This window comes from Caldithrix sp. (assembly GCF_056497305.1).
In genome coordinates, this window is sequence record NZ_JBSMDE010000195.1 from 1 (window position 1) to 24,758 (window position 24,758).

A 24,758-nucleotide genomic window follows, 5' to 3' on the forward strand; every position below is an offset into this window, starting at 1 on the left:
CCCATGCCACGGATCCTTCCATTAACACAAAGCGGGCGCGTAATACATTAAATGGATCGGATTAAAATAATCCCTTCAAAAGATCTATCCCGCTAAAGCGGGATGCAAAAATTTTTGTGCTGTGTGAGGAAGTAAAACCGTTTAATTGTTGAATTGTTGAATGAGCATCGGGCTGACATTTCGAATTCCCATTGTTCGTGAATAGTATTTTCAATACAGGTGAGAAAATTCCCCCACAAGTCTTCCCCCTCTCCCAGATTTTCATGAAAAACTAAAAACGCCACTCTTCTTCTTAATTACACAAATCAAAAAACATTTGACTATTTTATTTCAAGTTATTATTTTAAAAAGATAAATTCATTAAAGGAGAGGTGAATGGCCATCAAAACAATCGATCTTCGTAAACTTAAAAAAGTTTCACCAAACATCTACGAAGCTTGCTTATTAATAGCGGCTCGTGCGCGTCAAATTAATAGCAAACGGATTGAAGAACGCAAAGAAAAGGAGATGGCAGACAGCGTTCGCGATTTCTTTGACGAAAACGATCTTTACGATCATGAATTAATCAAAGAGCTCAAATTCGAAAAAGAAATCAATCCAACCGTTATTGCCCAGGAAGAATTCTTCGAGGGCAAAATTAAAGCCATCTACCCCAAAGAGAACAACGAAATCAAATAAAGCCCTGCCTGTCAGGGCTTTTTTGTTCTATGGAAACAATCCTTTTTAAAAACGCAAATATTTTCTCCCTCTCTTCCCCAGAGCCCTTCAACTGGCTTTTATCACAAAATAGGAAAATCGCCTCTCTGGGCTATCGTTCTGCTCTTCCCGCTCAATCAGAAAAAGTGCGTCAAATCGATCTACAAAATAAATTCGTCATCCCGGCCTTTGGTGATGCGCATTTACACTCGATCTGGTCCGCTAAAGCTCTACTGGAAATAGACCTCACCTCAGCAAGCACCCTCCAGCAGGCCATAAATATCCTGACCAACAGTAAACCAAAATTTACAGAAGGAGAATGGATTGTTGGCCGTGGATTCAATAAAAACAGGTGGAATGACGGACAACCCCATCGCCGATACCTGAACGACATCTTCCCCCGAAATCCTGTTTATCTGGAATCCCTGGACTGCCACTCCGCCTGGGTGAACAATCTGGCCCTAAAAATTTGCGGAATTTCAGCACAGACTACAGATCCCCCCGGTGGTAAATTTGAACGTGATCAACAGGGCCAGCTCACGGGCCTGGTATTTGACCGGGCCATGGAATACTTTAAGGCACAGCTTCCGCCGCTAACCGAACAGCAGCTTCTTGGCGCTCTGAACCAGTTTGTAGACCGGTTATTAGCCCATGGCATTACAACCATTCATGCCATGGAAGGCTTAAACGCCTTTGAACTCTGGCAAAAACTGGTTGCAAAATACGGGCATAAAATGCGTGTCGTGTTCTACATCCCCCAGGAAGAGCTGGAAGAGCTATTGAAACAAAACATTCAATCCGGTTATGGAGATTCCTGGTTACAAATCGGCGGTGTAAAATTTTTTGCAGATGGCTCCTTGGGCTCCCAAACCGCTGCCTTACGCCAACCTTACCTCAATCAGCCTCACAACTCCGGAATCTTAGTTCTGAATGAACAGGAATTACTCAAACGCGTCGCCTTAGCCGAGAAAAATGGACTGGCCACGGCCATACATGCCATTGGAGATCGAGCCGTTGAACTGGTGTTAAACGTTTTAAACCAAACAGAACACTGGCGCAGGAAAAATCGCTTAATCAGCCGCATTGAGCACGCGCAACTGGTACCGCCTGATCTCCTCCCCCGTTTCAGGCAATATGGACTCATGGCCTCCATGCAACCCATCCATATTGCAGATGATGTAAAAACGGCGCAAAAATACTGGGGCCAACGCAGCATCCATGCCTATCCCTTTCGCTCCCTGCTAAATAACCGCGTACCCCTGGCCTTTGGCAGCGATTCGCCGGTGGCTGAACCCGACCCCATAAAAGGAATTTTTTCTGCCGTGCACCGCCGCTATCAGTTCAACACCCAGGGGCCCTGCTGGATTCCTCAGGAAACAATATCCCTGGAACAGGCCGTTAAAGCCTTTACCCTCGGCGTCGCTCAGGCCGCTCCATCAAGTGCAGTCTCGGCTCAACTAAAACCTGGCAAAAGCGCAGATTTTATCGTCTTGAATCAGAATATTTTCAAAAGCGGATTACAAAATCTTTTAAACACAAAGGTCGAAATGACCATTCTTCAGGGAGACATCCTCTTTTCACGCCTTTAAATCTCCATTTTTCAAGATTAAATTGACAGATTCAACGCAATTGATTATTTTCTATTTTAAATGATGGATTGACCAATTCAAGGAGCTCAATATGAAAATTAAAGAAAAAATTATCGACCACATTGCTGTGTTAACACTTTCAGGTAAGATGATGGGCGGGCCCGAAACAACAGCGCTACATGACCATGTTAAAGAATTAATGCGTGATGGAATCAAAAAAGTCGTCATCGATCTGGGCGGTGTAAAATGGATTAATAGCTCCGGAATGGGTATTTTAATGGCCTGTATGACCACCTTAAGTAATGAAGGCGGTAAACTCGTTTTAGCCCGCGTCTCTGAAAAAGTAAACAGCCTTTTAATGATTACCCAGTTAATCAAGGTCTTCGAAACCTATGAAACGGTGGACCGGGCTGTCGCCGCTTTAAAAGAATAACAGAGAGGCCATCGGCCTCTCCTCAATTTTTTCCGCTCCTATTGCTATTTTCCTCTCTTTAGCTTTATATTTACAATTGTGTAACTCAGTAAAGGTCTGAACTTGTTGTACTATTTATCTTCATTTCCGGAAAAACAGGCCGATTTAATATATGGTAAAACCTAAAGGATGTTAAAGTGCCAAAACAATTGGAAATTTTAAAAAAACGGGTCAGCCATTTAGAAAAAGAACTTTTACATAAACAATTGATCATTGCCTCCATTCATCAAATTGGCAAGGCGCTGAGTTCTGAACTAAGAATTGACAAATTACTCCCATTAATCATGGATGAGGTCACGCGCATTATCGATGCCGAACGAAGCACTTTTTACGTGGTAGATCACGAACGAAAAGAAATCTGGTCCAAAATTGCCCAGAAAGCAGAGATCAACGAAATACGATTGAAAATCGGCGTGGGCATTGCCGGCCATGTGGCCAAAACAGGAGAGACGGTTAATATCCAGGATGCCTATTCCGACCCACGCTTTGATCCAACAACCGATCAAAAAACCGGATACCGAACGCGCAGCGTCTTATGTATGCCCATTTTCGAACCTGTGAGCAGCTCCAAAAAAAAGAAACCTAAAATCCTGGCCGTTATTCAGGCCCTGAACAAAAAAAGCGGCGTGTTTACCCGTGAAGATGAAGAGTTGATGGCCAGCCTGGGCGCCCAGTTAGCCATTACCCTGGTCAATTCCAGGCTCTACCTCTCTCTGGAAAAACGCATTCAGGAACTCAACCTGTTGTACGCCATCGAACAGGAAGCCTCCTACGCCGAAAAAGACACCAAACTGTACCAGCGCCTGATCCAGAAGCTGGTAGATACCCTAAAAGTGCAGGCCGGTTTAATCGCCTTTTTTGATGACAAAAATCGCTCCTTTGGGCCTTACTACTTTGCCAATCTGCCGGAATCGGATATCGACAAAATGGACCTGGCTCCGGACCTGGGCATTGAAGGCTATGTACTAAAAAACAAAGAAATCTACTACACCAATTGTGCCCCGCACGATCCGCTGTACTTACAAAACCAACCCAGCGGACTAACCGTTCAAATTAATCAATTGATTTGCGTTCCCCTGCTCATCAATAATCAACCTATTGGCCTCATTGAACTGTACAACAAAGTCAACAAGAACGATATTTTCCTCAAAGACGATGTTAAAATCCTCACCTCAGCCAGCCGTCAAATTTCGCGAGTAATCGAATCCCGACGCCTGCGCGAAGAGAAAATCAAAGCTGAACGTCTGGCAACTATCGGCAATATGCTCAGCACCATTGTCCACGACCTGCGTACGCCCATGAACAATATTTACGGCTTTGTCGATTTGATGCGCGATGAAGAAGACCCTGAGCTACGTAAAGAATATGGCGACATCGTTATCAAACAGATTCAAACCTTAAATAACATGGCCCATGATGTTCTGGATTTCGCCAAAGGTAAAACAAGCATTCTGCCGGTTAAATGCCCGGTCAATAAGTTGCTGGACGATTTCCGCAGGCTTTTCGAAAATGAGATCAAAAGGCAGGGCTATGAATTCGAAGTGGACTGCCAGGCCGCCAGCATGCTTTATGTCGATCCCGACAAAATCATGCGCATTTTTATGAACATCATGAAAAATGCCCTGGAAGCCATGGAAAAAGGCGGTAAATTTTCCATCAAGGCTTTTGACCGGAATGGAGAAGTCGAATTCCAGCTGTCTGACACAGGGAAAGGCATTCCGCCAGAAATTAAAGATCGTCTGTTCGAATCATTTGTGACCAGTGGGAAAAAAGAGGGAACCGGTTTAGGCCTGGCCATCGTAAAAAATCTCGTCGATCAACACAAAGGCAGAATTGAAGTAGAATCGGCGCCGGGCAAAGGCACAACATTTAAAATCTATTTCAAGAAATTGTAATCATGGCACGAGTCGCTTTACTTTATCACCCGATTTTCACCCAACACAATCCGGGCCGCGGGCATCCGGAACGTCCCGAACGCCTGCAGGCCATTCTGGAACTTCTGGAACGTAAAAATTTTTTCAGTCGAATAGAACAATTTCAACCCAAAGCCATTGAAACCGAACTGTTACATTTAATACACAACAAATCATACGTGGAATACATTCTGAGCCTCTCCGGTAAAGATCATTTTGTGCTGGACGGCGGTGACACCGTCTTGAGCGAACATTCGGTTTCCGCTGCGCTGCATGCTGCCGGAGCGGCCGACCAGGCCCTGGACCTTATTTTTCAAAAGGGATATGACAAAGTTTTTGCTGCCGTACGTCCCCCTGGCCACCATGCTGAAGCAGATCGGGCCATGGGCTTTTGTGTGTTCAACAACGTCGCCCTTGCCGCACGCCTGGCCCAGCAAAAAGACTATGCGCAAAAAGTGCTCATTGTGGATTGGGATGTACACCATGGCAATGGCACCCAACATGCATTTTACACCGATCCGAACGTTTTCTATTTCAGTATTCACCAATATCCCCTATTCCCCATGACCGGACTCAAAGAAGAAACCGGCCAGGGCCCGGGGCAGGGCTTTACCTTAAACGTACCGCTTTCTTACGGCCATGGAGATGAGGAATACGTGGAAATAATGGAACAATCTCTGCAACAGATTGAAGAACGATTCAAACCCGATTTGCTTTTGATTTCTGCTGGATTTGACGCCCATCTCCAGGATCCGATTGGCGGCATGCGCGTGACAACCGATGGATTCTACAAATTGAGTGAAATGGTCGCCCAGTTTGCCAACCGTCACTGCAATGGGCGCATCATCTCCTTTCTGGAAGGCGGCTATCATCTGAAAGCACTGGCAGAAAGCGTTTATCAACATTTGTTATGTTTACTCAAACATTAAGCGCGATTTCAATGAAACGAAGATACATTATTTTTACATTAATCTTGGTAATGGGATGTGTTCAGGAAAAATCGATGAAAAGAGATGAAAATTATTACGCCAAACTGCGCAAGCAGATGGTGGAACACCAGATCATTGCCCGGGGCGTTAAGGACGAGAGAGTCATTAAGGCTATGGAAACAGTTCCCAGACACAAATTCGTCCCCGAATCGGAAGCCGCTTACGCCTATCTGGATGAGCCCAGGCCTATCGGTCATGGACAGACCATCAGTCAGCCCTATATTGTGGCCTTTATGACCGAGCAACTGGATTTAAAACCTACCGATCGCGTTTTAGAAATCGGAACCGGCTCCGGATATCAGGCGGCCGTACTGGCCGAAATAGTAGATTCGGTGTACACCATCGAAATTGTGCCGGAACTAGCCCGCCGGGCACAGGAAAGGCTGCGCAGCCTTGGCTACGACAATGTGCTAGTAAAGCAGGGCGATGGTTACAATGGATGGCCCGAAAAAGCTCCCTTTGACGCCATCATTGTGACGGCTGCCCCGCCAAACATTCCCCCACCATTATTGGAACAATTAAAAGTGGGGGGCGTTATGGTTCTACCTGTTGGCGAATATGTACAGGAACTGGTCGTTGTGCACAAATCGCAGGAAGGCATCTCCATGCGCAATGTACTGCCCGTTCGTTTCGTACCAATGACCGGTAAGGTGCAACAAAAAAACGATTGAACACATTAAACTTCTGATGTGGTATTCAAAAATTGAGGTTAAGGTGAAAGAATTACTCAATAAATCACAGGACATTATCCGCGGACGACTCAATCTGGAAGCTCTCAGTCGTCTTTATGGCGTTCCCGTATTTAAACAGAAAAAAGAACGTATTAGCTGGGATGAATTGGAAGATATTCAAGAAGAGCTACTCACCCACGGCATTTTTTCAAATATCGAAACTTCACCCAATTATTACTATTTGAAAATTCTTAAGCCCCATGCGCCAACTCGCAAGCCCAAATACTGGTTACATCTGGCTCTCTTTTTAATGACCGTTGTAACCACTTCGATGACCGGGGCCATGTTAAAAGGCCACGATCCCTTCGCTTCCTGGGCCGATTTTTCAGCCGGTTTCAGCTACTCTTTCGCCCTGTTAGCCATTCTCTTCTCACACGAAATGGGGCATTACCTGGCTTCGCGTTATTACGGTATTGATGTAACACTGCCTTACTTTATCCCCCTGTTTTTACCCGCTTTTCATCCGGGCACATTGGGCGCGTTTATTAAAATGCGTTCGCCCATGCCCAACAAAAGAGCGCTCTTCGATGTGGGAGTGGCCGGCCCCCTGGCGGGTTTTGTAGTCAGCCTCATCTTTCTGATCCTCGGCTTTAGCCGCTTACCCGATACCCAGGGTATTTACGCCTATATTGAACAAATCCATCCGCTAAACGATCAGCACGGCATTAATCTGGTTTTGGGAAATACCCTTTTGTACGATTGGCTGGGATCGTTCTTTGGCGCCAGCCGGCTGCCCATGAACGAAATGTACCACTTTCCCTTTATTTTTGCGGCCTGGTTTGGACTGCTGGTCACCGCCATCAACTTAATGCCCATCGGGCAATTGGATGGCGGGCACATTACCTACGCCATGTTCGGCGATCGGGCGCGTTTTATTGCCCTCGGCGCCTTTGCCCTGCTGATTGTGCTCAATGTTTACCTGATCTCCAATTTTAATTCCTACATCTGGGTTTTATGGTCGGTGCTCATCCTGGTCTTCATTCGATTCCGACATCCACCTACACTGAACGATGCGCTCCCATTGGACAAAAAACGCCGTCTTTTGGGCTGGATCAGTTATTTGATTTTTATTTTATGCTTTTCACCCATGCCGTTTTATGTAAGCAATATGTAAAGGACCGGTTGCATGACGTTCATTTTTCTGTTTTTTGTGTTACTCTTTTTCATCTGGGCAATTTTACTCTACATCCGAAAATCACAATGGGACACCGTTCACCGAAATCTATTAGACCTGGAAGACCATTTTGAAGGCAAAGTGATCCGACGGGGATTCGCAGCCCGACCGTTTTTCCATGGCCGAGTGCAAGGCCACTCATTTACTCTGAATATCAGCTCCGAAAAGGTCAACAACCAGCGGTTGAACTACATCGATATTAGCTGGGATCTGCCCGTCAAAGAGGCCCTGACCATCGCCGATTTTGAATGGCTGAAACAACGGCGCGACAAAGATGCCAAAGAACTGATGCTTGTAAAATCAGAACAGGGTAAAGAATTTGCTCTCATCCATCAGGATCAGAACCGGCTTAAGCAAATCATGCAACGCCCTATAGTACAAAAGTTTATCTCTCAATTCGAAAATTTGTGCTATGTTTTCTTGGGAAAAAGCGGACTGATCTGCGAATTTAGTACAGAAAATTTGGCCCGGGCGACGGAATTCAACAATTTAAGCCAAAAACTGGATTTACTAAAACAGTTAGGAGAGGAATTTAAAAGATGAACGGGATGGATCTACCAAAAAATTTTAAGAGTGGCTATGTGGCTATTATTGGCTTGCCCAATGCCGGAAAATCCACTTTATTGAATGCTCTGCTCAACATCAAACTCTCCATCATCTCGGCCAAGCCCCAAACAACCCGACGCAAAATTCTGGGCATTTTAAATAAACAGGACTACCAGGTAGTGTTTATTGACACACCCGGCATCTTAAAACCTAAATACAAGCTGCACACGCGGATGATGGAACAGGTACATGCCGCCATGGAAGATGCCGATTTGCTCATCCTCATCGTCGATGTGACGGACAGACAGCATCCCGTTGAAATAGACCTGAAAGCCATGAACCCCAAACAAAAACCCGTGTTGCTCCTGTTAAACAAGGTAGACCTGATCCATAAACAGGATCTGTTGCCTTTGATTGATCTCTACCGAACATTTTACAACTTTGAAGAAATTATTCCCATTTCGGCCTTAAACAGAGACGGCGTGGAACAGGTGGAAAGGGCCATCATCGAACATTTACCCCACCATCCGCCATTTTACCCGCCAGATATTTTAAGCGATCAACCCGAACGCTTTTTTGTGGCCGAAATCATCCGCGAGAAAATATTTGAACGCTTCTTCCAGGAAATTCCCTATTCTACCGAGGTGGTCGTCGAAGAGTTTAAAGAACGGCCTTCGGGAAAAGATTACATTTATGCCATTATTTACGTGGAACGCGCCTCGCAGAAGGGGATTATTATCGGTAAAAAAGGCGAAGCGTTGAAAAAGATCGGCGAGGCCGCCCGCCGCGAAATTGAAGAATTTCTTGGGCGTAAAGTCTTTCTTGAATTACGAGTAAAAGTCAACGAAAACTGGCGCTACGACGAGCGCAAATTAAAACGCCTGGGGTATTAAGCGCCCCACAGCTAGACAATCTGGTATTTTTTAAGTTTGGAAATTAGTGTGCTGCGATTCATTCGCAGCATTTTTGCCGTTTGTACTTTATTGAATTTTGTCTGCTCCAGCGCCTTTATGATCAAATTTTTCTCAAAATCTTCCACCAGCCGGTTAAATCCACGCGAAAAATCGATCTTCTCGGTATCGAACTCACCCACATAGTTGCGAATGCTTTCCGGCAAATCCTTAACCGTAATGACACTCTTTTTGTTCAGCACAATGATGCGCTCGATTAAATTTTCCAGCTCCCTGATGTTGCCGGGGTAATCATATTTTTCCAGAATCTCCATAGCCTTGGGCTCAATTTCAGTTACCTGCTTGCCATAGATTTTATTGAATTTCTCAATAAAATGATAGGTCAGGTATTTGATATCTTCCCGTCTCTCGCGCAACGGTGGCACATGGATGGGAATAACATTCAAACGGTAGTACAGGTCTTGCCGGAAGGTCCCATCGTGCATGGCTCTTTTCAGGTCTTTATTGGTAGCTGCAATAATGCGCACATCCACTTTAATCGTTTCGGTGCCCCCCACTCTTTCGAATTCGCCTTCCTGCAACACGCGCAAAAGCTTTAATTGCATGTTCAGAGAAACATCGCCGATCTCATCCAAAAAGAGTGTGCCGCCATTGGCCATTTCAAAGCGCCCGATTTTGTCACGGATGGCGCCGGTAAAAGCGCCCCGCACGTGGCCAAATAATTCACTCTCCAGTAAACTTTCAGCCAGTACTCCGCAATTTACTTTTACAAAAGGTCGCTTGGCCCGCGGGCTGTTGTAATGAATGGCATTGGCAATTAATTCTTTACCAACCCCGCTCTCTCCCTGGATTAGAACCGTCGTATTTGTGGCCGCCACATCCTTCACCAGCTCAAACAATTGACGCACCTTTTCCGTTTTACCAACCATGTTGGTAAAATCATAGGTCTGTTTGAGCTTACTTAGCAGGTATTCGTTTTCTTTAATCAACGAATTGAGTTGCGTAATGCGTTCTACTTTGGACAGGATTTCATTGATACGAATCGGTTTTAAAATGTAATCTTTAGCGCCCATTTTCATGGCATCCACTGCCGTTTCGATGGTGCCATGGGCCGTAACCATGATCACCGGAATGTGCGGATAATCTTTGGTAAGAACACGCAATAATTCCATGCCGTCCATTTCCGGCATACGAATATCTGTCAAAATGATATCCGGCTCTTGCTGCTTAATTATGTTTAAGGCCTCCAATCCATTGAGGGCTGTAATAGGGCTGTATCCTTTTTTCTCGAATACTTCCCGCATTAAGTCCAGAGCATCCTGCTCATCATCCACTATGAGAATTCTGGCTTTCATTAGCCCCCCGGTTTGTTTAACGGAAATGCTAACGATAATATAAGGGTTGAATTGACTTCTTTCAAATGATGTTTGACCTGATACTCATTTAACAGATAGCGTATGATTGTACTCTCCAGGGCAAACTTCTTTTTCTCTGCCTGATCAAATTGTAAACAGGTTTTAAGCAACACCTGATCGGGCACATGCGTGGTGTCCTCAATTTCAAAATGAAGTTTTAAGTTCTGGCTTTGTTTGCCCGATTCGCTACGGATGGTTATTGTGCTTTTTGTACCGGTTAGCTTAAAAATCAGGTCGATGAGCATGGTAAATAGCAGCTCAATTTGGGCAGCCTGGCCAAATAAAGGCGGCATGGCTTCTAACTTTAGCTTAACCTCATTATTTTGCGTCAACAAAATATTTTGCAATGTCGGTTGCATTAAAAGATTTCTGAAAACATCATTAAGAAACACACGCTGTGGCACCAGATCGCGATCTAACGAGGTAAATGCCTTTAATTTACTGATGACTTCGTTTATTCGGGACAATTGCTTTTCGATTAATTCAAAGTGATGTTGCTCCGCCTCTTTAAATTTGCTATCAGCCTGAAATAATTGCAGGCGCCCCCAGATGACATTCAATGGATTTAACAGGTCATTGGCCAGAGATTCGGAAAAAGACTTGAGCAATGTTTTGGAATCGGCATGGAAGCCCTCAAAGGTTAAAGCAGAAGCCGTTCGGCCCAGTATGATGAAATGGATGTCCGTGTTTTTCACCGTTTTGATGCTAACCGGAAGTACAAACTCGTTAAAATGCTTGTCTGTAAAAGAGAGATCAATACTCACTGAGCTGTGCTCCTGATTATGCCAGCGCATGGTTAAAAATTGCCAGACTTTTTCGCCTTCCTTTAAAAAATCAAAAAATTTGAGTTCGTTCACTTCTTCGGGCTGAATCTTGAGGATTTCTCTGGCCAGGCGATTTAAAAAGAGAATGTCGCCGTTTACGTGAACAATGGCCACAAAATGCGGGCTTTCTTCAAGGGCCTTACTCAATAAATCAAAATATTCCAGGCTGGAAAGATTAGCTTCGTTGAAACTTTCGTAAAGGGTGCTAAGCAAAGCTGGTAATCGTTTTTCCAATTGATTGCGGACGATGTAATGGACACTGCGGAAACCGGCCCATTCCTCTAAATTCGCTGCATTTTGATCAATAATGATGGAAGGGATTTCCGGGAAAGAGCGCTGCAGTTCATCCATCGTCTTTTTGTTTAATGTTAATCCCTGCAAATCGATGACCAATAAATGGTAGACCTGTTCAAAAAGTGATGGAAGCATCTCATCCAGCTGGGTTAGCTTCTGAATTTGGTGATCAACAGAGCCCAGAATTCCATTCAATAAATGGATTAAACTCTGATCTTTACTGACGGTTAAAATATTAAATGTCTTGTCCGGCATTTAAACCATTCACTTTTTTTACGTAATTTATTGCATTTTTCAGGCGCGTCAAAACCTTTTTTGCGCCCAATACATAGATTAACTCGAAGATGCCCGGACTGGCTGTCTTTCCGGTTAAGGCTAAACGCAAAGGATGAATCAGTTTGCCGGCAGAAAGTCCCTTTTCCTGGGCCAGGGTTCTTAATGCCTGCTCAATTTTTTGAATATCTCTAAAAAATTCTGCCGGCTGTTTTTCAAAAAAGGCATACAGATCCTGCAAAAGAGCGATCCCGGGCCCTTTTAAAAAGAATTTTTTGGCGCCCTTTTCATCGTACGCAGCAGGATCGTTAAAATAAAGCAGCAATCCATCTGCCAGCTCCATTAGCGTAGAGGAACGGATTTTTTGCAATTTCAATAAATAGAGCAATTGTTCATCTGCCTGAAACTCCTTTAGTTGCGGCAAACGTTCCCGTAAAAAGGGTTGCACTTTTTCAAACAGTTGGTCTTCATCCAGTTGGGCCAGATATTTGGCGTTCATCCAGAGCAATTTTTGCTTATCAAAAACAGCAGCCGTTTTGTTAATACGCCCGATCTCAAAATTTTGAATCAGTTCTTCTCTGCTGAAAATTTCCTGATCGGTTCCCGGCGACCAGCCCAGTAAACACAAATAATTAAACAGGGCCTCTGGCAAAATGCCCTCTTCTTTAAATTCCTGAACCGACGTTGCACCATGCCGCTTGGAAAGCCGCTTTTTATCTGCCCCCAAAATTAACGGAACATGAGCAAATTCAGGCAAAGGCCAATTTAACGCCTGATACAACAGAATTTGTTTGTTGGTATTGGGCAGATGGTCATCGCCCCGTAAGACCAGATTGATCGCCATATCGTGGTCATCTACAACAACGGCCAACTGGTAAACCGCTGTGCCGTCCGAACGCACAATAATAAAGTCGTCTAAAGTGTCATTATTTACGCTAATGGTTCCATGGATCAAATCATTAAAACGCACCTGACCTTCCGGAACTTTAAAACGAATGGCAAAAGGCAGGTTCTGGGCCAGCTTTTGTTTTATCTCCTCCTCAGTCAAATGACGACAGGTGCCATCGTACCTCTTATTGATCTTCAGAGCTTCAAATTTACGCCGCTTTTCTTCCAATTCTTCCCGGGTACAAAAACAACGATAGGCCTTGTCCTCTGTCAAAAGTTGACGCGCAATTTGAACATGGCGCTGTTGATTTCTGCTCTGGTAATAGATGTCGCCATCCCAATCCAGACCCAGCCATTGCAAACTATTTAAAATTTGTTGCGTCGATTCCTGCGTACTTCTTGCCACATCCGTATCTTCGATGCGCAACAAAAAGCGCCCTCTGCTTTTTCTGGCTATCAACCAGTTGAAAATAGCCGTCCGCGCCCCGCCCACATGTAAATAACCGGTCGGACTGGGCGCAAAGCGAACAACGTACGACAATTCCGCTCCTCACAAAACTTAGTTCGGTATCTTTACATTTTTTTCTTAAATTATTGTAGTTTACAAAAATTCTTGATTTTTAACAAATGACGGGCGTCAATTTTGGTTTATTTGTGCACAATTTTTGTAACAATTGCAATCCAGAACCGGCAATGTCGGGCTGCACAAAAAAACAGAACACTGTGCCTTCAAAAAAGGCGGAACGAGACGCGCTAAACTCAACCCTTGTGTTCTGGATGGCACAGACGGTGTCACTGTAACGTATTACTAAACGATGAGGGAGCCTTGCAACCTTTTAAGAACCTTCAATACTACAAATTTTGTGCTTACGGGTTTTTAAAAAATTTACGCTTTTTTGACGCTTTTTTAATCCTCATTTTACGCGAAGCCGGCCTCAGCTACCTGCAAATCGGCATTCTCTACTCAATCAGGGAAATTTCCAAAAATGTTTTCGAAATCCCCTCGGGATTGGTGGCCGATACCTTTGGACGCAAAAAGGCCATGCTCTTCTCTTTTGCTTCCTACCTGTTTTCCTTTTTGATTTTTTACTTTGGTTCGGCCTTCTGGCTGTTTGCTGTGGCCATGCTCTTTTTTGGATTTGGAGAAGCGTTCCGGTCCGGCACACACAAAGCCATGATCCTGCGTTTTTTAGAACTCCATGGCTGGACCTCTCTAAAAACGCAGTTCTACGGGCGCACACGCTCCTGGAGTCAGTTAGGCTCGGCGCTCAGTTCCCTGGTAGCCATCGGCATCATCTTCTGGACGCATCAATACCGCACCCTGTTTTTGATTTCATCGCTTCCCTACATTCTGGATTTTTTTAACCTGGCCAGTTACCCTAAAAATCTGGATCATATTTCTGTGCAAGCAAACCACGGCTTTGCGCAAAAACTTAAAATCAATCTAAAGACCTATTTTAAGCAATTCAGACAGACCAGCCACGTCAAGGCCTTTTTAAGCGCTGCCTCGTTCGGTGGTTTTTTTAAAACGCTTAAGGATTATTTTCAGCCCCTGTTACAGATGCTGGCTGTACAAATGCCCCTGTTCTTAACGCTCAGTTCCAAACAACGTACTTCCGTGCTGGTAGGACTAAGCTATTTCTTTTTGTACCTGTTAACTTCTTACAGCGCCCGAAAGGCTTTTAAGCTGGAAGCCCGCTTTAAAAATCTGGCTCTGGCCATTGACGCAGCCTATTTAATCGGCGTACTGGCTGTGGTACTTTCCGGAATCTTTCTCTCTTTGAAGATGACCATACTGGCCGCTCTACTCTACGTGGCCCTGTATTTAATTCAAAATGTGCGGCGTCCGCTCATTGTTAGCTACCTGAGTGAAATCTTACCCTCCAATATCATGGCTTCCGGTCTGAGCACCGCCACCCAATTGGAGACCTTGCTGGTCATTGTAGCCAGCCCGCTTTTAGGGGCCCTGGTGGATTCGTTTGGACTGGGAGTCGGCATTTTGTCGCTGGCTCTGATTTTTCTGCTGCTCTTTTTCTTTGTGCGATTAAGTCGAAACCGGTTCATCAAAAATATTTAGCTGATCCTGGATTAAACTCAGTATCTGTTTGGCATTTTTAATGGCCTGGCCACGGGGATGATTATTAAAAAAGATATAGGTTCGGTAGGTCTTTTGTAACAGTTGTGAAATATTCGCCATCCATTCCTGAAGTTCTTCCTGGCTGTAAAGGTAATCATATCGGGCCGAGCCCTCGCCACTCCACCAGTCTTTGGCATTTCTACCATGAAAACGGACATACCCCAGGCGTGTGGTTGCTACTGCCTGGGGAGGCAACAGGCCGGGCAACCGGGGTTCGTCAACATTCACATAGCTAATCTGATGTTCTTTAAGAAACTGGTACATGGGGGGCTTAACCCAGCTGATGTGTCTGAACTCAACAAACAGGGGATAATCTTTTAGCAGTTGACGAGTCTGTAGCAAATACTTTCGATTGGCCTCATTGTTTTTAAATGAGTAGGGAAACTGGGCCAGAAATCCATGAAACTTGCCACTTTCAATCATGGGCTTCAGAGCTTCCAGTAATTGTTGAATGGCCGCTTCATTCTCCTGCCGGCGGTGCGTCGTTTCCTGATTTGTCTTTACAATAAAACAGAAATTGTCCGGCGTTTTTTCCACCATTCGTTTAACGACAAACGAATTAGGGATGGCGTAATAGGTGCTGTTGAGCTCCACCGCATTAAAAAATTGCGCATAAAATTCTAAAAAGCTACTTTTAGCTAAATGAATTGGATAAAAATGATTACGCCAGTCTTCGTAGCTGTAACCAGAAGTTCCAATTTTGACTTCGATTCTGATTTCTGGTGAATCCATGGCACCTCTGTGTGTTAGAGAACAAAATAATTAAAAAGACAAACAAAATCAAAAGGATTGGCCATGCGACACTTCTTAATCATCGGTTGTACCTCGGGCATTGGCAAGGCGCTCACTTTACAGTTATTGCAACTGGGCCATTTTGTCCTGGGCGCCGGCAGAAACCAGACCATTTTACAGGATTTTCAACAGCGCTACCCCAAACAATTTTCGGGCTTTGTGCTGGACTTACGAAATCCGGACACCGTTGCGCCCACGCTAAGCAAGGCTGCTCAAACCATAAACGGCATTGACGTGGTTGTTCTCCTGTCCAGCATCACCGGAAGAAATCCGGCATTGGAGTGGCCCGTTGAGCAAGAAGTCATTTTAACCAATGTTTTGGGCTGGTCCGCAGCTGCCCTCTGGGCGGCCCGCTATTTCGAAGAACGGGGTACGGGACATCTGGTAGGCATTACTTCCCTGGCCAAATATCTTTCCAGCGTTAATCCTGCTTACATCGCCAGTAAAGCCTTTGAGGGCAAATATCTGGACGGACTGCGGTTAAGGCTGGAAGCCCAGGGCATTTTTGTAACCGAAATCATGCCTGGCTTTGTGCAAACGCCCATGATCGCCGATCAAAAACGTAAGTTTTTGGTCATTTCACCCGACAAAGCGGCTTTCTGCATTTTGAAGGCCATCGCCAAAAAGAAACGTCGGGCTGTTATTTCCCGGCGCTGGAAACTCTTTCGTCTTTTTGCCCCTCATCTGAGCGCTGGGTTACAGTTGAAATTATTTAATCAACAAGATCAGTAACAGCGACTTTTTAACCTTCGTATGCGAACAGGCCTCAAATGCAAAAAGGCAAAAGAATGGAAAATAGGCGACCTCGGGCCAGGATTCGGGTCAGGAGTTAATGTCTTCAGGCCTTTAAGTTCCTCTGGTAGCCATGCCTAACTAAGTACCCCATTCTTATTGAAACCTTACCGGGAAGCGGCACAAACCCGGTCACGCCCTTGCTCTTTAGCCTGATACAAAGCCTGATCGGCCATGCGGATCAATTCCACCGCATCCTCGCTATCTTCCGGGCAGGAAGCGACCCCTAAGCTGATGGTCAATGAACAGGGCACGGCATGAACTTTGTCGCGAAACTGGGAATCCCTGACCAGCTTCCTCAACTTTTCTGCAAAAGTCAAGGCCTTTTTCTTCTTGATGCCAGGCAGGATGATGACAAATTCTTCCCCCCCATAACGCGCCACTGTATCGGTTGCACGCGTATTGGAAATCAGTAAGCGGCTGATGACTCTTAACACCTCATCGCCTTCCAGATGCCCATGCAAATCGTTGTACTCTTTAAAAAAATCGATATCCAGCATGATCAGACTAAAAGGAGAGTTGTAACGTTTGGTTCGCGCAATCTCTTTGCGGAGTTCACGAATGAAATAGCGGTAATTGAAAACATTGGTCAAGCCATCCCGAATGGCCTCTTCCGATTTTATTTTGTACAGGTTCTTAAGCTGTTCAAAAAGCACCATGTTTTCATAAATAACGGCCACCGATTGCAGAAACGACCGTAAAATGCGAATTTCATACGTGACGAATTTTTTTTGAGAAAAACACTTATCAACGTAAATGATGAATTTTTCTTCCATGTGAAATACACGATCCAGTTCCTCGGCTTCCCCCTCCATTAAAAACGACTCGGCAATGTACTTAGGGCTAAACTCTTTCAAATACCCCAGCACAAAACTCAAACTTTTAATTTTTTTTCGGATCTTATTCAGAGAGGGATCCTCAAATTGCTGCGGGTCTTTCACCCAGATTAGTCCATTTTCTTTTTTAAACAAGGAAAACAACTCACGATCAACATGCAATTGCATTTGCTGAACATCCATGTCAAATTTGCCATGGGAAGAAAAGTGTTTAATGACCTGAGCCTTGTCGTCATATTTAAAGAGCACACAGCGATCGATGTTAAAACCTTCCGCCATTTTCTCAGGCAAAATTTGAAGCATCTTGTGCGGATCGTTCATGGTGCGGAACTCATTGGCCAGGGTATTCAGGTAAAACAAAAGGTCATTGTAACGGGCCAGCTCCTCGCGGGAGGCGATTAGATCTTCATTGAGTTTGGACAGGTTTTTGTTCAGATGTTCCAGTTCCGAAACTTTCCGTTTCAGGCGCTCAACCAGTTCAATATTGTACCGCTGTAGTAATTCACGTTCAAATTCAGGGGGAACCGATTCGCGCTTGCCGGCCAAAAATTCTTCAATCTTAAAGACAAACTCGTTGATGTTAATCGGTTTGCTAATGTAGCCATCGCATCCAGCCGTAAGCACATATTCACGTACATTTTCCTGCGTGGCTGCCGTCAGGGCAATGATGGGTATGGATTTTAATTCCGGCAGGCTCTTCAAATGGGTGGTAACCTCAGAACCCTGCATGTCCGGCAACATCAGATCCACTAAAATCAAATCTGGCCTGTGCTGTTTGGCCAGGCGAATTCCTTCCAAACCACGGTTGGCTTCAATATAGGTGTAGCCCTGGTAACGCAAAATGTCACCCATCAAAGCCCGCGCATCCGCATCATCCTCGATATAGAGAATCTTTATTTTCTTTTTGTTCATATCCTATGATTAGTCATATTTGCACAGCACCAGGGTCATGTCGTCGTCATGTGCTTCTCTACCACAAAAAGCCTGCACCGTCTGAATGATTTTCTGCCTTAACTCATAAGCCGTCAAATGACGATACTGTTTTAATACCCCTATTAAGCGCTCTTCCCCAAACTCTTCCTCCTGCTCATTCATTGCTTCTGTAATACCATCCGTGTACATTAAAATAATATCCCCAGGATTAAATTCAAATTCTTTTTGCTTAAATTGAATGTTGGGCTGAAAACCAAGTACAATGCCCCCGTCTTTTAATCTTTCAATCTGACCGTTTGCTCTGAATAAAATAGGAGGATTGTGCCCGGCATTGGTAAAAATGATGCGTCTTTTCTGTATTGAAATCAAGGCATAAAAGAAGGACACGTAGTTGCCTTCCAGGCTGCTTTCGTAAAGCAAATTGTTCAGACGATAGACGACATCGCAGGTCGTCATAAAGAACTGACGCTGGCTTCTCAAGCCGGCCAGAGCCAGCGCCATGGTAATGGCTGCCGGGGCTCCTTTGCCTGAAACATCGCCAATGGCCAGCCCCACAGTATGTTCATCGTATTTAATCACATCGTACAAATCTCCACTGACAATCTTACTGGGTATGTTCACCGCTGTAATCGACAGGCTCTCAATTCGTGGGAAACGTTGAACCAGCAAAGCTTTTTGGATGTGGCCGGCATTGATTAATTCATGCTCCAGCGCCTGTTTTTCCAGCATGATTTTGAACTGGTTTGCATTATGGATGGCAATGGCTGCCATCTGACTGAACAATTGCAACAGTTCTACAAGCTGTTGATTAAAAAACGAAAGCCGGTTGCTCTCCAGACAAATTACACCCAAGATTTTGTTGTCAAAAATTAGGGGAATGGAACATTGAGAGCGGGTTGCTTCCCGTAAACAGTAGTAATGATCCGATTTTCGCACATCGTCTATTACATCCAGGGTTTTGTTCTGAACCACCCAGCCAATGGAGCCTTCGCCAACTTTTAAATGCAAATCTTCTATTACCGCCGGGTCATAGCCGTCGTAACTGATATTTTTCAACTCTCCGGATTGTGCATCAAACAGGAAGATGGCGGCCGCATCGTAATGGGCGACTTTGCGCAGCGTTTGCAAAATGAAATCCAGTATTTGCTTCATGTCGAAGGAAGAGAGGATCTTTTGACCGACCTCCAATAGCTTGTGCACCTGATAGTTCCGATTTTGCAAATCGACGATCAACGCGGTGTTCTCCAAAATCAGGCCGGCCTTGCGTTGAATTTTTTCAAAAATCTTCCAGGCTTCTGCTTCCTGAAAAAAAGCAATACGCCGCGCGTCGATCAACAAAAAGGCAAAAATTTTATTGTGCCCCTGAAAGGGAAGCAAATGGAGCAGTCCATTCTTCTTTGCTTGCTGAATGTACTCGGCAGGCAACCCGGTTTTCGTAAGATTGGCAATAAATAAAGACTGCAATGGCACGTCGTTTAAATATTCCTGCTTTAAATCAAAAGCCAGAATTTCCTTGTCAAAAACATTGTGGTAATGGGCCGGATAATATTTATCATCAACCAGAATATAAAAAATAAAAGCCTGCTCCAAAAAAAGATCGTCAAAGGCTTTAAATAGTTGTTCCGTAACTTCTTCAAAGTGCGTGGCCTTGTTCAACTCTGAATTTAATTTTTCTAACAGGCGCTGAGCGCGGGTGGTGAGCAGGTAGGTTCGCCTTAAAAATACCTTTTTGAGCAATCGGATTAAATGGGGCTGGGCCATCAAGAGCAGTAAAATAGTGACCGTAAAAGTCACTATGGTAGAATGGGTAAAACGGTTTAAAAGCACATCAAAAAAGAGGAATAATAATAAGGCAAAGCCATAGATCAGAATGGTTTCAAAAACTTTTTTAATTTTCAAGACGCCCTCACTATTTTGGCCGAATTTAGACAAAAACGCTTTACAATTCAATTAAGATTTTGTTTGAAATGCACAAACTTCTTTCCGGTTCCATTCTTAAATTAAGCTCTCCAGAACTTTTTTCGGGCCCATTCACTCAAAAAAAACAGGCTAATGTCCTCCCCCTCGCTCGCTTTACGCCAGAAATTGAGGGCTCGCAACGGCCTGTCATTTCGAATTCCGCTTGCCAATCTAAAGGAATCGACTTCTGACAACTGTGTAGCCTGCTTTTGGCAGTGACTTGCGAAAGAAAGCCCATGGCCCTTCAGCCATTTTGGGTTACATGGCCTGGTAAACGATTTCACCCTTTTTAATGGTCAGTGCGGTGTGGTTGATTCCGTAGTGGTAGGGCAGGTAATTGAGGTTGGGGATGTCCAGGGCCACCAGATCGGCTTGTTTGCCGGGAGCAACCGTACCGACCTGATGTTCAAGGTCTAAAGAACGCGCCGGCACAAGAGTACTGGCCCATAGCAGTTCGCCAGGCAGCATCTTCAGTTTCAGGGCGGCAATGGTCCAGATGAGTTGTAAATTTTGCGTGGTCGAACTGCCCGGATTAAAATCGGTGGAAATGGCCACCTGACAACCTGCTTCGATCATTCTTCTGGCCCGGGCATATTGATCTTTGCCTAAAAAGAAGGTTGTTCCCGGCAGCAATACGGGAATCACCTTTTTCCGGGCCATGGCTTCAATCCCCTGATCAGAAGCCATAACCAGGTGGTCAGCCGTAACCGCGCCCAATTCGGCGGCCAGTTCCGCGCCTCCAAAGGCAGCTAACTCGTCGGCATGAATGCGTGCTTTTAAACCGTAATCCATGGCTGCGGTCAATATTTGGCGGCTCTCTTCCACTGTAAAAACGCCCTTTTCACAGAACACATCACAATAGCGGGCCAGCCTGCGTTCAGCCACTAAAGGGATCATCTCTTTACAAACCAGCTCAACATAGGCCTGCCGATTGTCCTGGTATTCGTCCGGGATTTCATGCGCTCCCAGGAAGGTGGGAATCAAATCCAGCGGCTGTTCCTCATTCAATTCGTTAATGATTTCCAGCGCCTTAATTTCATCAGCCGTAGAAAGGCCGTAACCGCTTTTGGCCTCGATGGTCGTTACGCCAAATTCCAGAAATTTAGCAATGCGTTTTCGCGTAACGTCTTTAATTTCCTCTTTGGAAGCCTGGCGAAATTTCCGCACACTATTGCGAATACCCCCTCCGGCAGCGGCAATCTCTTCGTAACTCTTGCCCTGAATGCGCATGATGAATTCATCTTCCCGCGTTTTCCAGAACACAGGATGGGTGTGCGGATCAATGAAACCGGGCAACAGGCATTTTCCGGAAAGGTCCACAACCCGATCAGCAGAAGGCAACGCCTCACCGTTCTGTACCATTTGTGCAATGCGCTCTCCATCGATCAACAGGTGCACATTCTCATAATCCAAAATTTCTCCAAACGAGCCGTTTAGATCCGGCGTGTAAATATGAGCGATGTTTTTGAGTAAAATACGCATGCTTCCCCTTTAAAAGCTATTTAAAAAGTTTGCGGAATTCATCCCGCATTTTGCGAAAGGTTTCTTCCAGACTTTCAGAAACCACCTTGGTATCGGCAATGACTGGCATAAAATTGGTGTCGCCATCCCAGCGCGGGACAATGTGGTAGTGCAGGTGATCATCAATTCCGGCGCCGGCCGTGCGTCCCAGATTCATGCCAATGTTCAGGGCATGGGGTTGCATCACATTGTTCAGCACACGAATCGTTTTCTGGATGGTCTTCTGCATGTCTAATAAAACCTCTTCTGGCAGGGCAAGATAGTCGCCCGTGTGCTGGTACGGCACGACCATTACATGGCCATTATTGTAAGGGAACTTGTTCAAAATAACAAAGCAATGTTCAGAGCGGTAGGGAATCAAAAATTTTTCATCGTCCTTTGCTTTCGGGAAATCGCAAAAAATACATCCGTTGTTTTTGTCAATTTCATTTAAGATGTATTTCATGCGCCAGGGAGCCCACAACTGTTTCATGGTCTTTCCTCTTTTTTCACATAACAAAGCCCAACACCAGAAAGGCATTGGGCTTGTGTAACGTGGTTAATTCATTTGCAACGCCACAAATTGATTAATTTTCTTCCTGCTCTTTTTTCGATTCTTCGATGATCTTTTGTGCGATATCGGGCGGCACCTCTTCGTAATGAGAAAAAGAGCGCTTGTGAATGCCGCGACCCTGGGTTAACGAGCGGAGGGTTGTGGAATAGCGGTAGAGTTCGGCCAGAGGCACCTGCGCTTTAATTACCTGAAAGCGACCATCGCGATCCATGCCCATGATCCGTCCGCGGCGGCTGGAGATATCGCCCATCACATCGCCCATATATTCATCCGGCACGCGCACCTCGATGTTGTAAATCGGTTCGAGCAACACAGGGTTAGCTTCCATAAAGGCTTTTTTAAAGGCCATGGAAGCGGCCACCTTAAAAGCCATTTCAGATGAATCCACGCTGTGGTAGCTTCCGTCGTAAACCGCAACCCGAACATCGACCACGGGATAGCCGGCCAGCACGCCCTTTTCCATGGTTTCTACCACGCCCTTTTCCACGGCTGGAATAAATTTACCGGGGATAACGCCCCCTACGATCTCATCCAGAAACTCAAACTTGGCGCCGCGTTCCATGGGTTCCAGGCGTAAATGACAATCGCCATATTGCCCTCGACCGCCGGTCTGTTTTTTGAATTTGCCCTGGGCCGTTGCTGTTTTTCGGATCGTTTCACGATAGGGAATCTTAGGTTCCTCTTCTTCCACTTCTACATGAAATTTTTGATGCAGACGTTTTAGAATGATCTGCAAGTGCAATTCGCCCTGTCCGGAAACAATGGTCTGACGTAACTCGGGATCCTGATAATATAGGAAAGTCGGGTCTTCTTCATGCAGCAGATGCAGCCCATTGCTGATCTTTTCTTCGTCGCCTTTTGCTTTGGGCTTAATGGCTGTACGGATCACCGGTTCCGGAAATTCAATCTTGGGGAATTTGATGTTCTGGCCCTTGGCGCAGAGGGTATCGCCCGTGTGCGTATTTTTCAATTTGACCACAGCGCCGATATCGCCGGCCACCAGTTCTTCAACGCTCTTTTTATTTTTGCCGTTGAGCACAAACATCTGGCCGATGCGTTCGGTATGGCCGTCCCGTGTATTGATCACGTCATCGCCAGTTTTAAGTTTGCCGGAAAAGATTTTAAAGAAGGACAATTCCCCCATGTGTTGTTCGGAAATCGTCTTAAAAACAAGGGCAGCAAAGGGGCCGCTGGCATCAACTTTCAAAGTTCCGTCTTCGGTTTTCACCTCACCGCGTTCATTGGGCGCAGGGCAAAAATTTACAACGATGTCTAACAGCCGTTTGACGCCTACATTGCTGGTGGCTGAGGTACAAAAAATGGGGAAAATAGCATCGGCAGCCACGGCTTTTTTGAGCCCAACTTTAAATTCATCTTCACTCAGCTCCCCGGCTTCAAAATATTTTTCCATTAAAGTGTCGTCGCTTTCAGCTACCGCCTCCACCAACTTGAGGTGCAGCTCATCCGCCTTTTCTTTTAAATCTGCCGGAATGTCTTCCTCCGTATAATTACCGCTTCCGTCCTTGGCGAATTTCAAAACCTTCATGCGGAACAGATCAACGACGCTGTCAAAATTGGGCCCGGTCTCTACAGGGAACTGAGCCAGAACGACCTGATGACCAAAGCTCTCTACCAGGCCCTGAACCACATTATCAAAATCGATGTTCTCGCGATCCAATTTGTTGAGTACAATGAAGCGCGGCACCCCCTGTTTGGCAGCTTCGGCCCAAACCATCTCCGTCCCTACCTCGACTCCGGACGAAGCCGAAACCACAATAAACATGGTGTCCACAACACGCATAGTGCTAACCACTTCGCCAAAAAAATCTGAATAGCCCGGGGTATCGATCAGGTTAATTTTATGATCCTTCCAGAGACCATGCCCCAGTGAAGAGCTAATCGAAATCTGGCGTTCAATTTCATCGGGATTGTAATCGGAAACGGTACTTCCTTGCTCAACAGAACCAATACGATTGATCTCTTTTAAATTATAAAGCAGCGCTTCGAACAACATGGTTTTACCACTACTACCATGTCCTCCTAAACCAATGTTGCGAATCTGTTCCGTTTGAAATAGTTTCACTTCTGCCTCCTTTTTAAAAGGTCTTAATTGCTGTTGGATTTACAAGTCGTTAAAAATACTAAATTCCAATTGCTAATTCAAGCAAAATTTAAGTTTTATGGATAAGTTGGTAGGCAGGTAATTACCTCTCCAAAGTTTTTCACTCCGTAGAGGCAACATCAAGAATGGCTTATGTTAAAACGTTGACTTAAAATACTTCCCTTAAAAGATCTATTCCCGCCACAGCGGGATGCGAAAATTTTTAGGCTGTGTGAAGAAGTAAAACTGTTGAATTGTTGATTTGTTGAATTGTTTGATGTCCCGTCCCAAAGAATCGCAATTTCCGCTGCGCTCCAACAGGCTAAAGCGGCCGGACAATTAAGAAAATTTCCCACACAAGTCTTCCACCTCTCCCAGATTTTTATTCTGGTTGAGGGGGACCGAGGGGGTGAGGGCTA

General features: G+C 45.2%; 20 protein-coding genes. 11 read left to right on the forward strand and 9 right to left on the reverse strand.

Annotated features, from left to right (window positions below):
* Positions 1 to 375: 375 nt before the first annotated feature.
* The 9 genes from ACWB0I_RS15915 to era all read left to right on the forward strand — a co-directional run bounded on the left by ACWB0I_RS15915 (position 376) and on the right by era (position 9,003).
* Positions 376 to 678 carry a DNA-directed RNA polymerase subunit omega gene (locus ACWB0I_RS15915; RefSeq protein WP_479389067.1) on the forward strand — a complete coding sequence of 101 codons (303 nt, stop codon included), beginning with the start codon at positions 376 to 378 and terminating at the stop codon, positions 676 to 678.
* 29 nt (positions 679 to 707) lie between these two features.
* Complete coding sequence (locus ACWB0I_RS15920; protein WP_479389068.1) at positions 708 to 2,285, forward strand: amidohydrolase; 1,578 nt, start codon at positions 708 to 710, stop codon at positions 2,283 to 2,285.
* A gap of 91 nt (positions 2,286 to 2,376) precedes the next feature.
* Complete coding sequence (locus ACWB0I_RS15925) at positions 2,377 to 2,718, forward strand: STAS domain-containing protein (RefSeq protein ID WP_479389069.1); 342 nt, start codon at positions 2,377 to 2,379, stop codon at positions 2,716 to 2,718.
* A 176-nt stretch (positions 2,719 to 2,894) separates the two neighbouring features.
* Positions 2,895 to 4,652 (forward strand): GAF domain-containing protein, encoded by a 1,758-nt coding sequence (locus ACWB0I_RS15930; protein ID WP_479389070.1) that lies wholly within the window; start codon positions 2,895 to 2,897, stop codon positions 4,650 to 4,652.
* 2 nt (positions 4,653 to 4,654) lie between these two features.
* Positions 4,655 to 5,599, forward strand: a complete 945-nt coding sequence (locus ACWB0I_RS15935; protein WP_479389071.1) for a histone deacetylase family protein — start codon at positions 4,655 to 4,657, stop codon at positions 5,597 to 5,599.
* A gap of 74 nt (positions 5,600 to 5,673) precedes the next feature.
* The gene (locus ACWB0I_RS15940) at positions 5,674 to 6,330 is read left to right on the forward strand and encodes a protein-L-isoaspartate(D-aspartate) O-methyltransferase (RefSeq protein ID WP_479389072.1); all 657 of its coding nucleotides are present in this window, start codon (positions 5,674 to 5,676) and stop codon (positions 6,328 to 6,330) included.
* Between the two features lie 43 nt (positions 6,331 to 6,373).
* Positions 6,374 to 7,504 (forward strand): site-2 protease family protein, encoded by a 1,131-nt coding sequence (locus ACWB0I_RS15945; protein ID WP_479389073.1) that lies wholly within the window; start codon positions 6,374 to 6,376, stop codon positions 7,502 to 7,504.
* Positions 7,505 to 7,516: 12 nt separating this feature from the next.
* Positions 7,517 to 8,107: a hypothetical protein gene (locus tag ACWB0I_RS15950; protein WP_479389074.1), complete on the forward strand. Its 591-nt coding sequence runs from the start codon at positions 7,517 to 7,519 to the stop codon at positions 8,105 to 8,107.
* On the forward strand, positions 8,104 to 9,003 hold the full coding sequence (era, locus tag ACWB0I_RS15955) for a GTPase Era (RefSeq protein WP_479389075.1): 900 nt from the start codon (positions 8,104 to 8,106) through the stop codon (positions 9,001 to 9,003). Before ACWB0I_RS15950 ends, era begins: the two co-directional genes overlap by 4 nt.
* An 11-nt stretch (positions 9,004 to 9,014) precedes the next feature.
* On the opposite strand, the gene ACWB0I_RS15960 is transcribed toward era, so the two are convergent.
* Genes ACWB0I_RS15960 through gltX form a run of 3 tightly spaced genes read right to left on the reverse strand, consistent with a single transcriptional unit; the run spans position 9,015 to position 13,256 of the window.
* A complete protein-coding gene (locus ACWB0I_RS15960) occupies positions 9,015 to 10,376 on the reverse strand; it encodes a sigma-54-dependent transcriptional regulator (protein WP_479389076.1) in 1,362 nt (453 codons plus the stop codon).
* Complete coding sequence (locus tag ACWB0I_RS15965) at positions 10,376 to 11,809, reverse strand: PAS domain-containing protein (RefSeq protein ID WP_479389077.1); 1,434 nt, start codon at positions 11,807 to 11,809, stop codon at positions 10,376 to 10,378. Before ACWB0I_RS15965 ends, ACWB0I_RS15960 begins: the two co-directional genes overlap by 1 nt.
* Positions 11,790 to 13,256 carry a glutamate--tRNA ligase gene (gene gltX / locus ACWB0I_RS15970; RefSeq protein ID WP_479389078.1) on the reverse strand — a complete coding sequence of 489 codons (1,467 nt, stop codon included), beginning with the start codon at positions 13,254 to 13,256 and terminating at the stop codon, positions 11,790 to 11,792. The genes ACWB0I_RS15965 and gltX overlap by 20 nt, the downstream gene beginning before the upstream one ends.
* A 285-nt stretch (positions 13,257 to 13,541) precedes the next feature.
* Between gltX and ACWB0I_RS15975 the strand changes: the two genes are divergently transcribed.
* On the forward strand, positions 13,542 to 14,792 hold the full coding sequence (locus tag ACWB0I_RS15975) for an MFS transporter (RefSeq protein WP_479389079.1): 1,251 nt from the start codon (positions 13,542 to 13,544) through the stop codon (positions 14,790 to 14,792).
* On the opposite strand, the gene ACWB0I_RS15980 is transcribed toward ACWB0I_RS15975, so the two are convergent.
* Positions 14,760 to 15,584 carry a DUF72 domain-containing protein gene (locus tag ACWB0I_RS15980; protein WP_479389080.1) on the reverse strand — a complete coding sequence of 275 codons (825 nt, stop codon included), beginning with the start codon at positions 15,582 to 15,584 and terminating at the stop codon, positions 14,760 to 14,762. The genes ACWB0I_RS15975 and ACWB0I_RS15980 overlap by 33 nt on opposite strands.
* A 63-nt stretch (positions 15,585 to 15,647) precedes the next feature.
* Here ACWB0I_RS15980 and ACWB0I_RS15985 point away from each other — a divergent pair, with 63 nt between their 5' ends.
* Positions 15,648 to 16,376, forward strand: coding sequence for an SDR family NAD(P)-dependent oxidoreductase (locus ACWB0I_RS15985; RefSeq protein ID WP_479389081.1), 729 nt, complete (start codon positions 15,648 to 15,650; stop codon positions 16,374 to 16,376).
* Positions 16,377 to 16,543: 167 nt separating this feature from the next.
* Here the strand turns inward: ACWB0I_RS15985 and ACWB0I_RS15990 are convergent, their stop codons facing one another.
* The 5 genes from ACWB0I_RS15990 to fusA all read right to left on the reverse strand — a co-directional run bounded on the left by ACWB0I_RS15990 (position 16,544) and on the right by fusA (position 24,321).
* The gene (locus ACWB0I_RS15990) at positions 16,544 to 18,184 is read right to left on the reverse strand and encodes a GGDEF domain-containing response regulator (RefSeq protein WP_479389082.1); all 1,641 of its coding nucleotides are present in this window, start codon (positions 18,182 to 18,184) and stop codon (positions 16,544 to 16,546) included.
* Positions 18,185 to 18,193: 9 nt separating this feature from the next.
* Positions 18,194 to 20,104: a SpoIIE family protein phosphatase gene (locus ACWB0I_RS15995; RefSeq protein ID WP_479389083.1), complete on the reverse strand. Its 1,911-nt coding sequence runs from the start codon at positions 20,102 to 20,104 to the stop codon at positions 18,194 to 18,196.
* Between the two features lie 318 nt (positions 20,105 to 20,422).
* Positions 20,423 to 21,646: an imidazolonepropionase gene (hutI, locus tag ACWB0I_RS16000; protein WP_479389084.1), complete on the reverse strand. Its 1,224-nt coding sequence runs from the start codon at positions 21,644 to 21,646 to the stop codon at positions 20,423 to 20,425.
* A 16-nt stretch (positions 21,647 to 21,662) separates the two neighbouring features.
* Complete coding sequence (locus tag ACWB0I_RS16005) at positions 21,663 to 22,157, reverse strand: HIT family protein (protein ID WP_479389085.1); 495 nt, start codon at positions 22,155 to 22,157, stop codon at positions 21,663 to 21,665.
* A 94-nt stretch (positions 22,158 to 22,251) separates the two neighbouring features.
* Positions 22,252 to 24,321, reverse strand: coding sequence for an elongation factor G (gene fusA, locus ACWB0I_RS16010; protein WP_479389086.1), 2,070 nt, complete (start codon positions 24,319 to 24,321; stop codon positions 22,252 to 22,254).
* Between the last annotated feature and the right edge of the window lie 437 nt (positions 24,322 to 24,758).

Excerpts from the sequence above, each read along its gene's own strand:
- ACWB0I_RS15915 (WP_479389067.1), top strand. The coding sequence starts at position 376 with ATGGCCATCAAAACAATCGATCTTCGTAAACTTAAAAAAGTTTCACCA.
- ACWB0I_RS15920 (WP_479389068.1), top strand. The coding sequence starts at position 708 with ATGGAAACAATCCTTTTTAAAAACGCAAATATTTTCTCCCTCTCTTCC.
- ACWB0I_RS15925 (WP_479389069.1), top strand. The coding sequence starts at position 2,377 with ATGAAAATTAAAGAAAAAATTATCGACCACATTGCTGTGTTAACACTT.
- ACWB0I_RS15935 (WP_479389071.1), top strand. The coding sequence starts at position 4,655 with ATGGCACGAGTCGCTTTACTTTATCACCCGATTTTCACCCAACACAAT.
- ACWB0I_RS15940 (WP_479389072.1), top strand. The coding sequence starts at position 5,674 with ATGAAAAGAGATGAAAATTATTACGCCAAACTGCGCAAGCAGATGGTG.
- ACWB0I_RS15950 (WP_479389074.1), top strand. The coding sequence starts at position 7,517 with ATGACGTTCATTTTTCTGTTTTTTGTGTTACTCTTTTTCATCTGGGCA.
- era (WP_479389075.1), top strand. The coding sequence starts at position 8,104 with ATGAACGGGATGGATCTACCAAAAAATTTTAAGAGTGGCTATGTGGCT.
- ACWB0I_RS15960 (WP_479389076.1), bottom strand. The coding sequence starts at position 10,376 with ATGAAAGCCAGAATTCTCATAGTGGATGATGAGCAGGATGCTCTGGAC.
- ACWB0I_RS15965 (WP_479389077.1), bottom strand. The coding sequence starts at position 11,809 with ATGCCGGACAAGACATTTAATATTTTAACCGTCAGTAAAGATCAGAGT.
- ACWB0I_RS15980 (WP_479389080.1), bottom strand. The coding sequence starts at position 15,584 with ATGGATTCACCAGAAATCAGAATCGAAGTCAAAATTGGAACTTCTGGT.
- ACWB0I_RS15985 (WP_479389081.1), top strand. The coding sequence starts at position 15,648 with ATGCGACACTTCTTAATCATCGGTTGTACCTCGGGCATTGGCAAGGCG.
- ACWB0I_RS15990 (WP_479389082.1), bottom strand. The coding sequence starts at position 18,184 with ATGAACAAAAAGAAAATAAAGATTCTCTATATCGAGGATGATGCGGAT.
- hutI (WP_479389084.1), bottom strand. The coding sequence starts at position 21,646 with ATGCGTATTTTACTCAAAAACATCGCTCATATTTACACGCCGGATCTA.
- ACWB0I_RS16005 (WP_479389085.1), bottom strand. The coding sequence starts at position 22,157 with ATGAAACAGTTGTGGGCTCCCTGGCGCATGAAATACATCTTAAATGAA.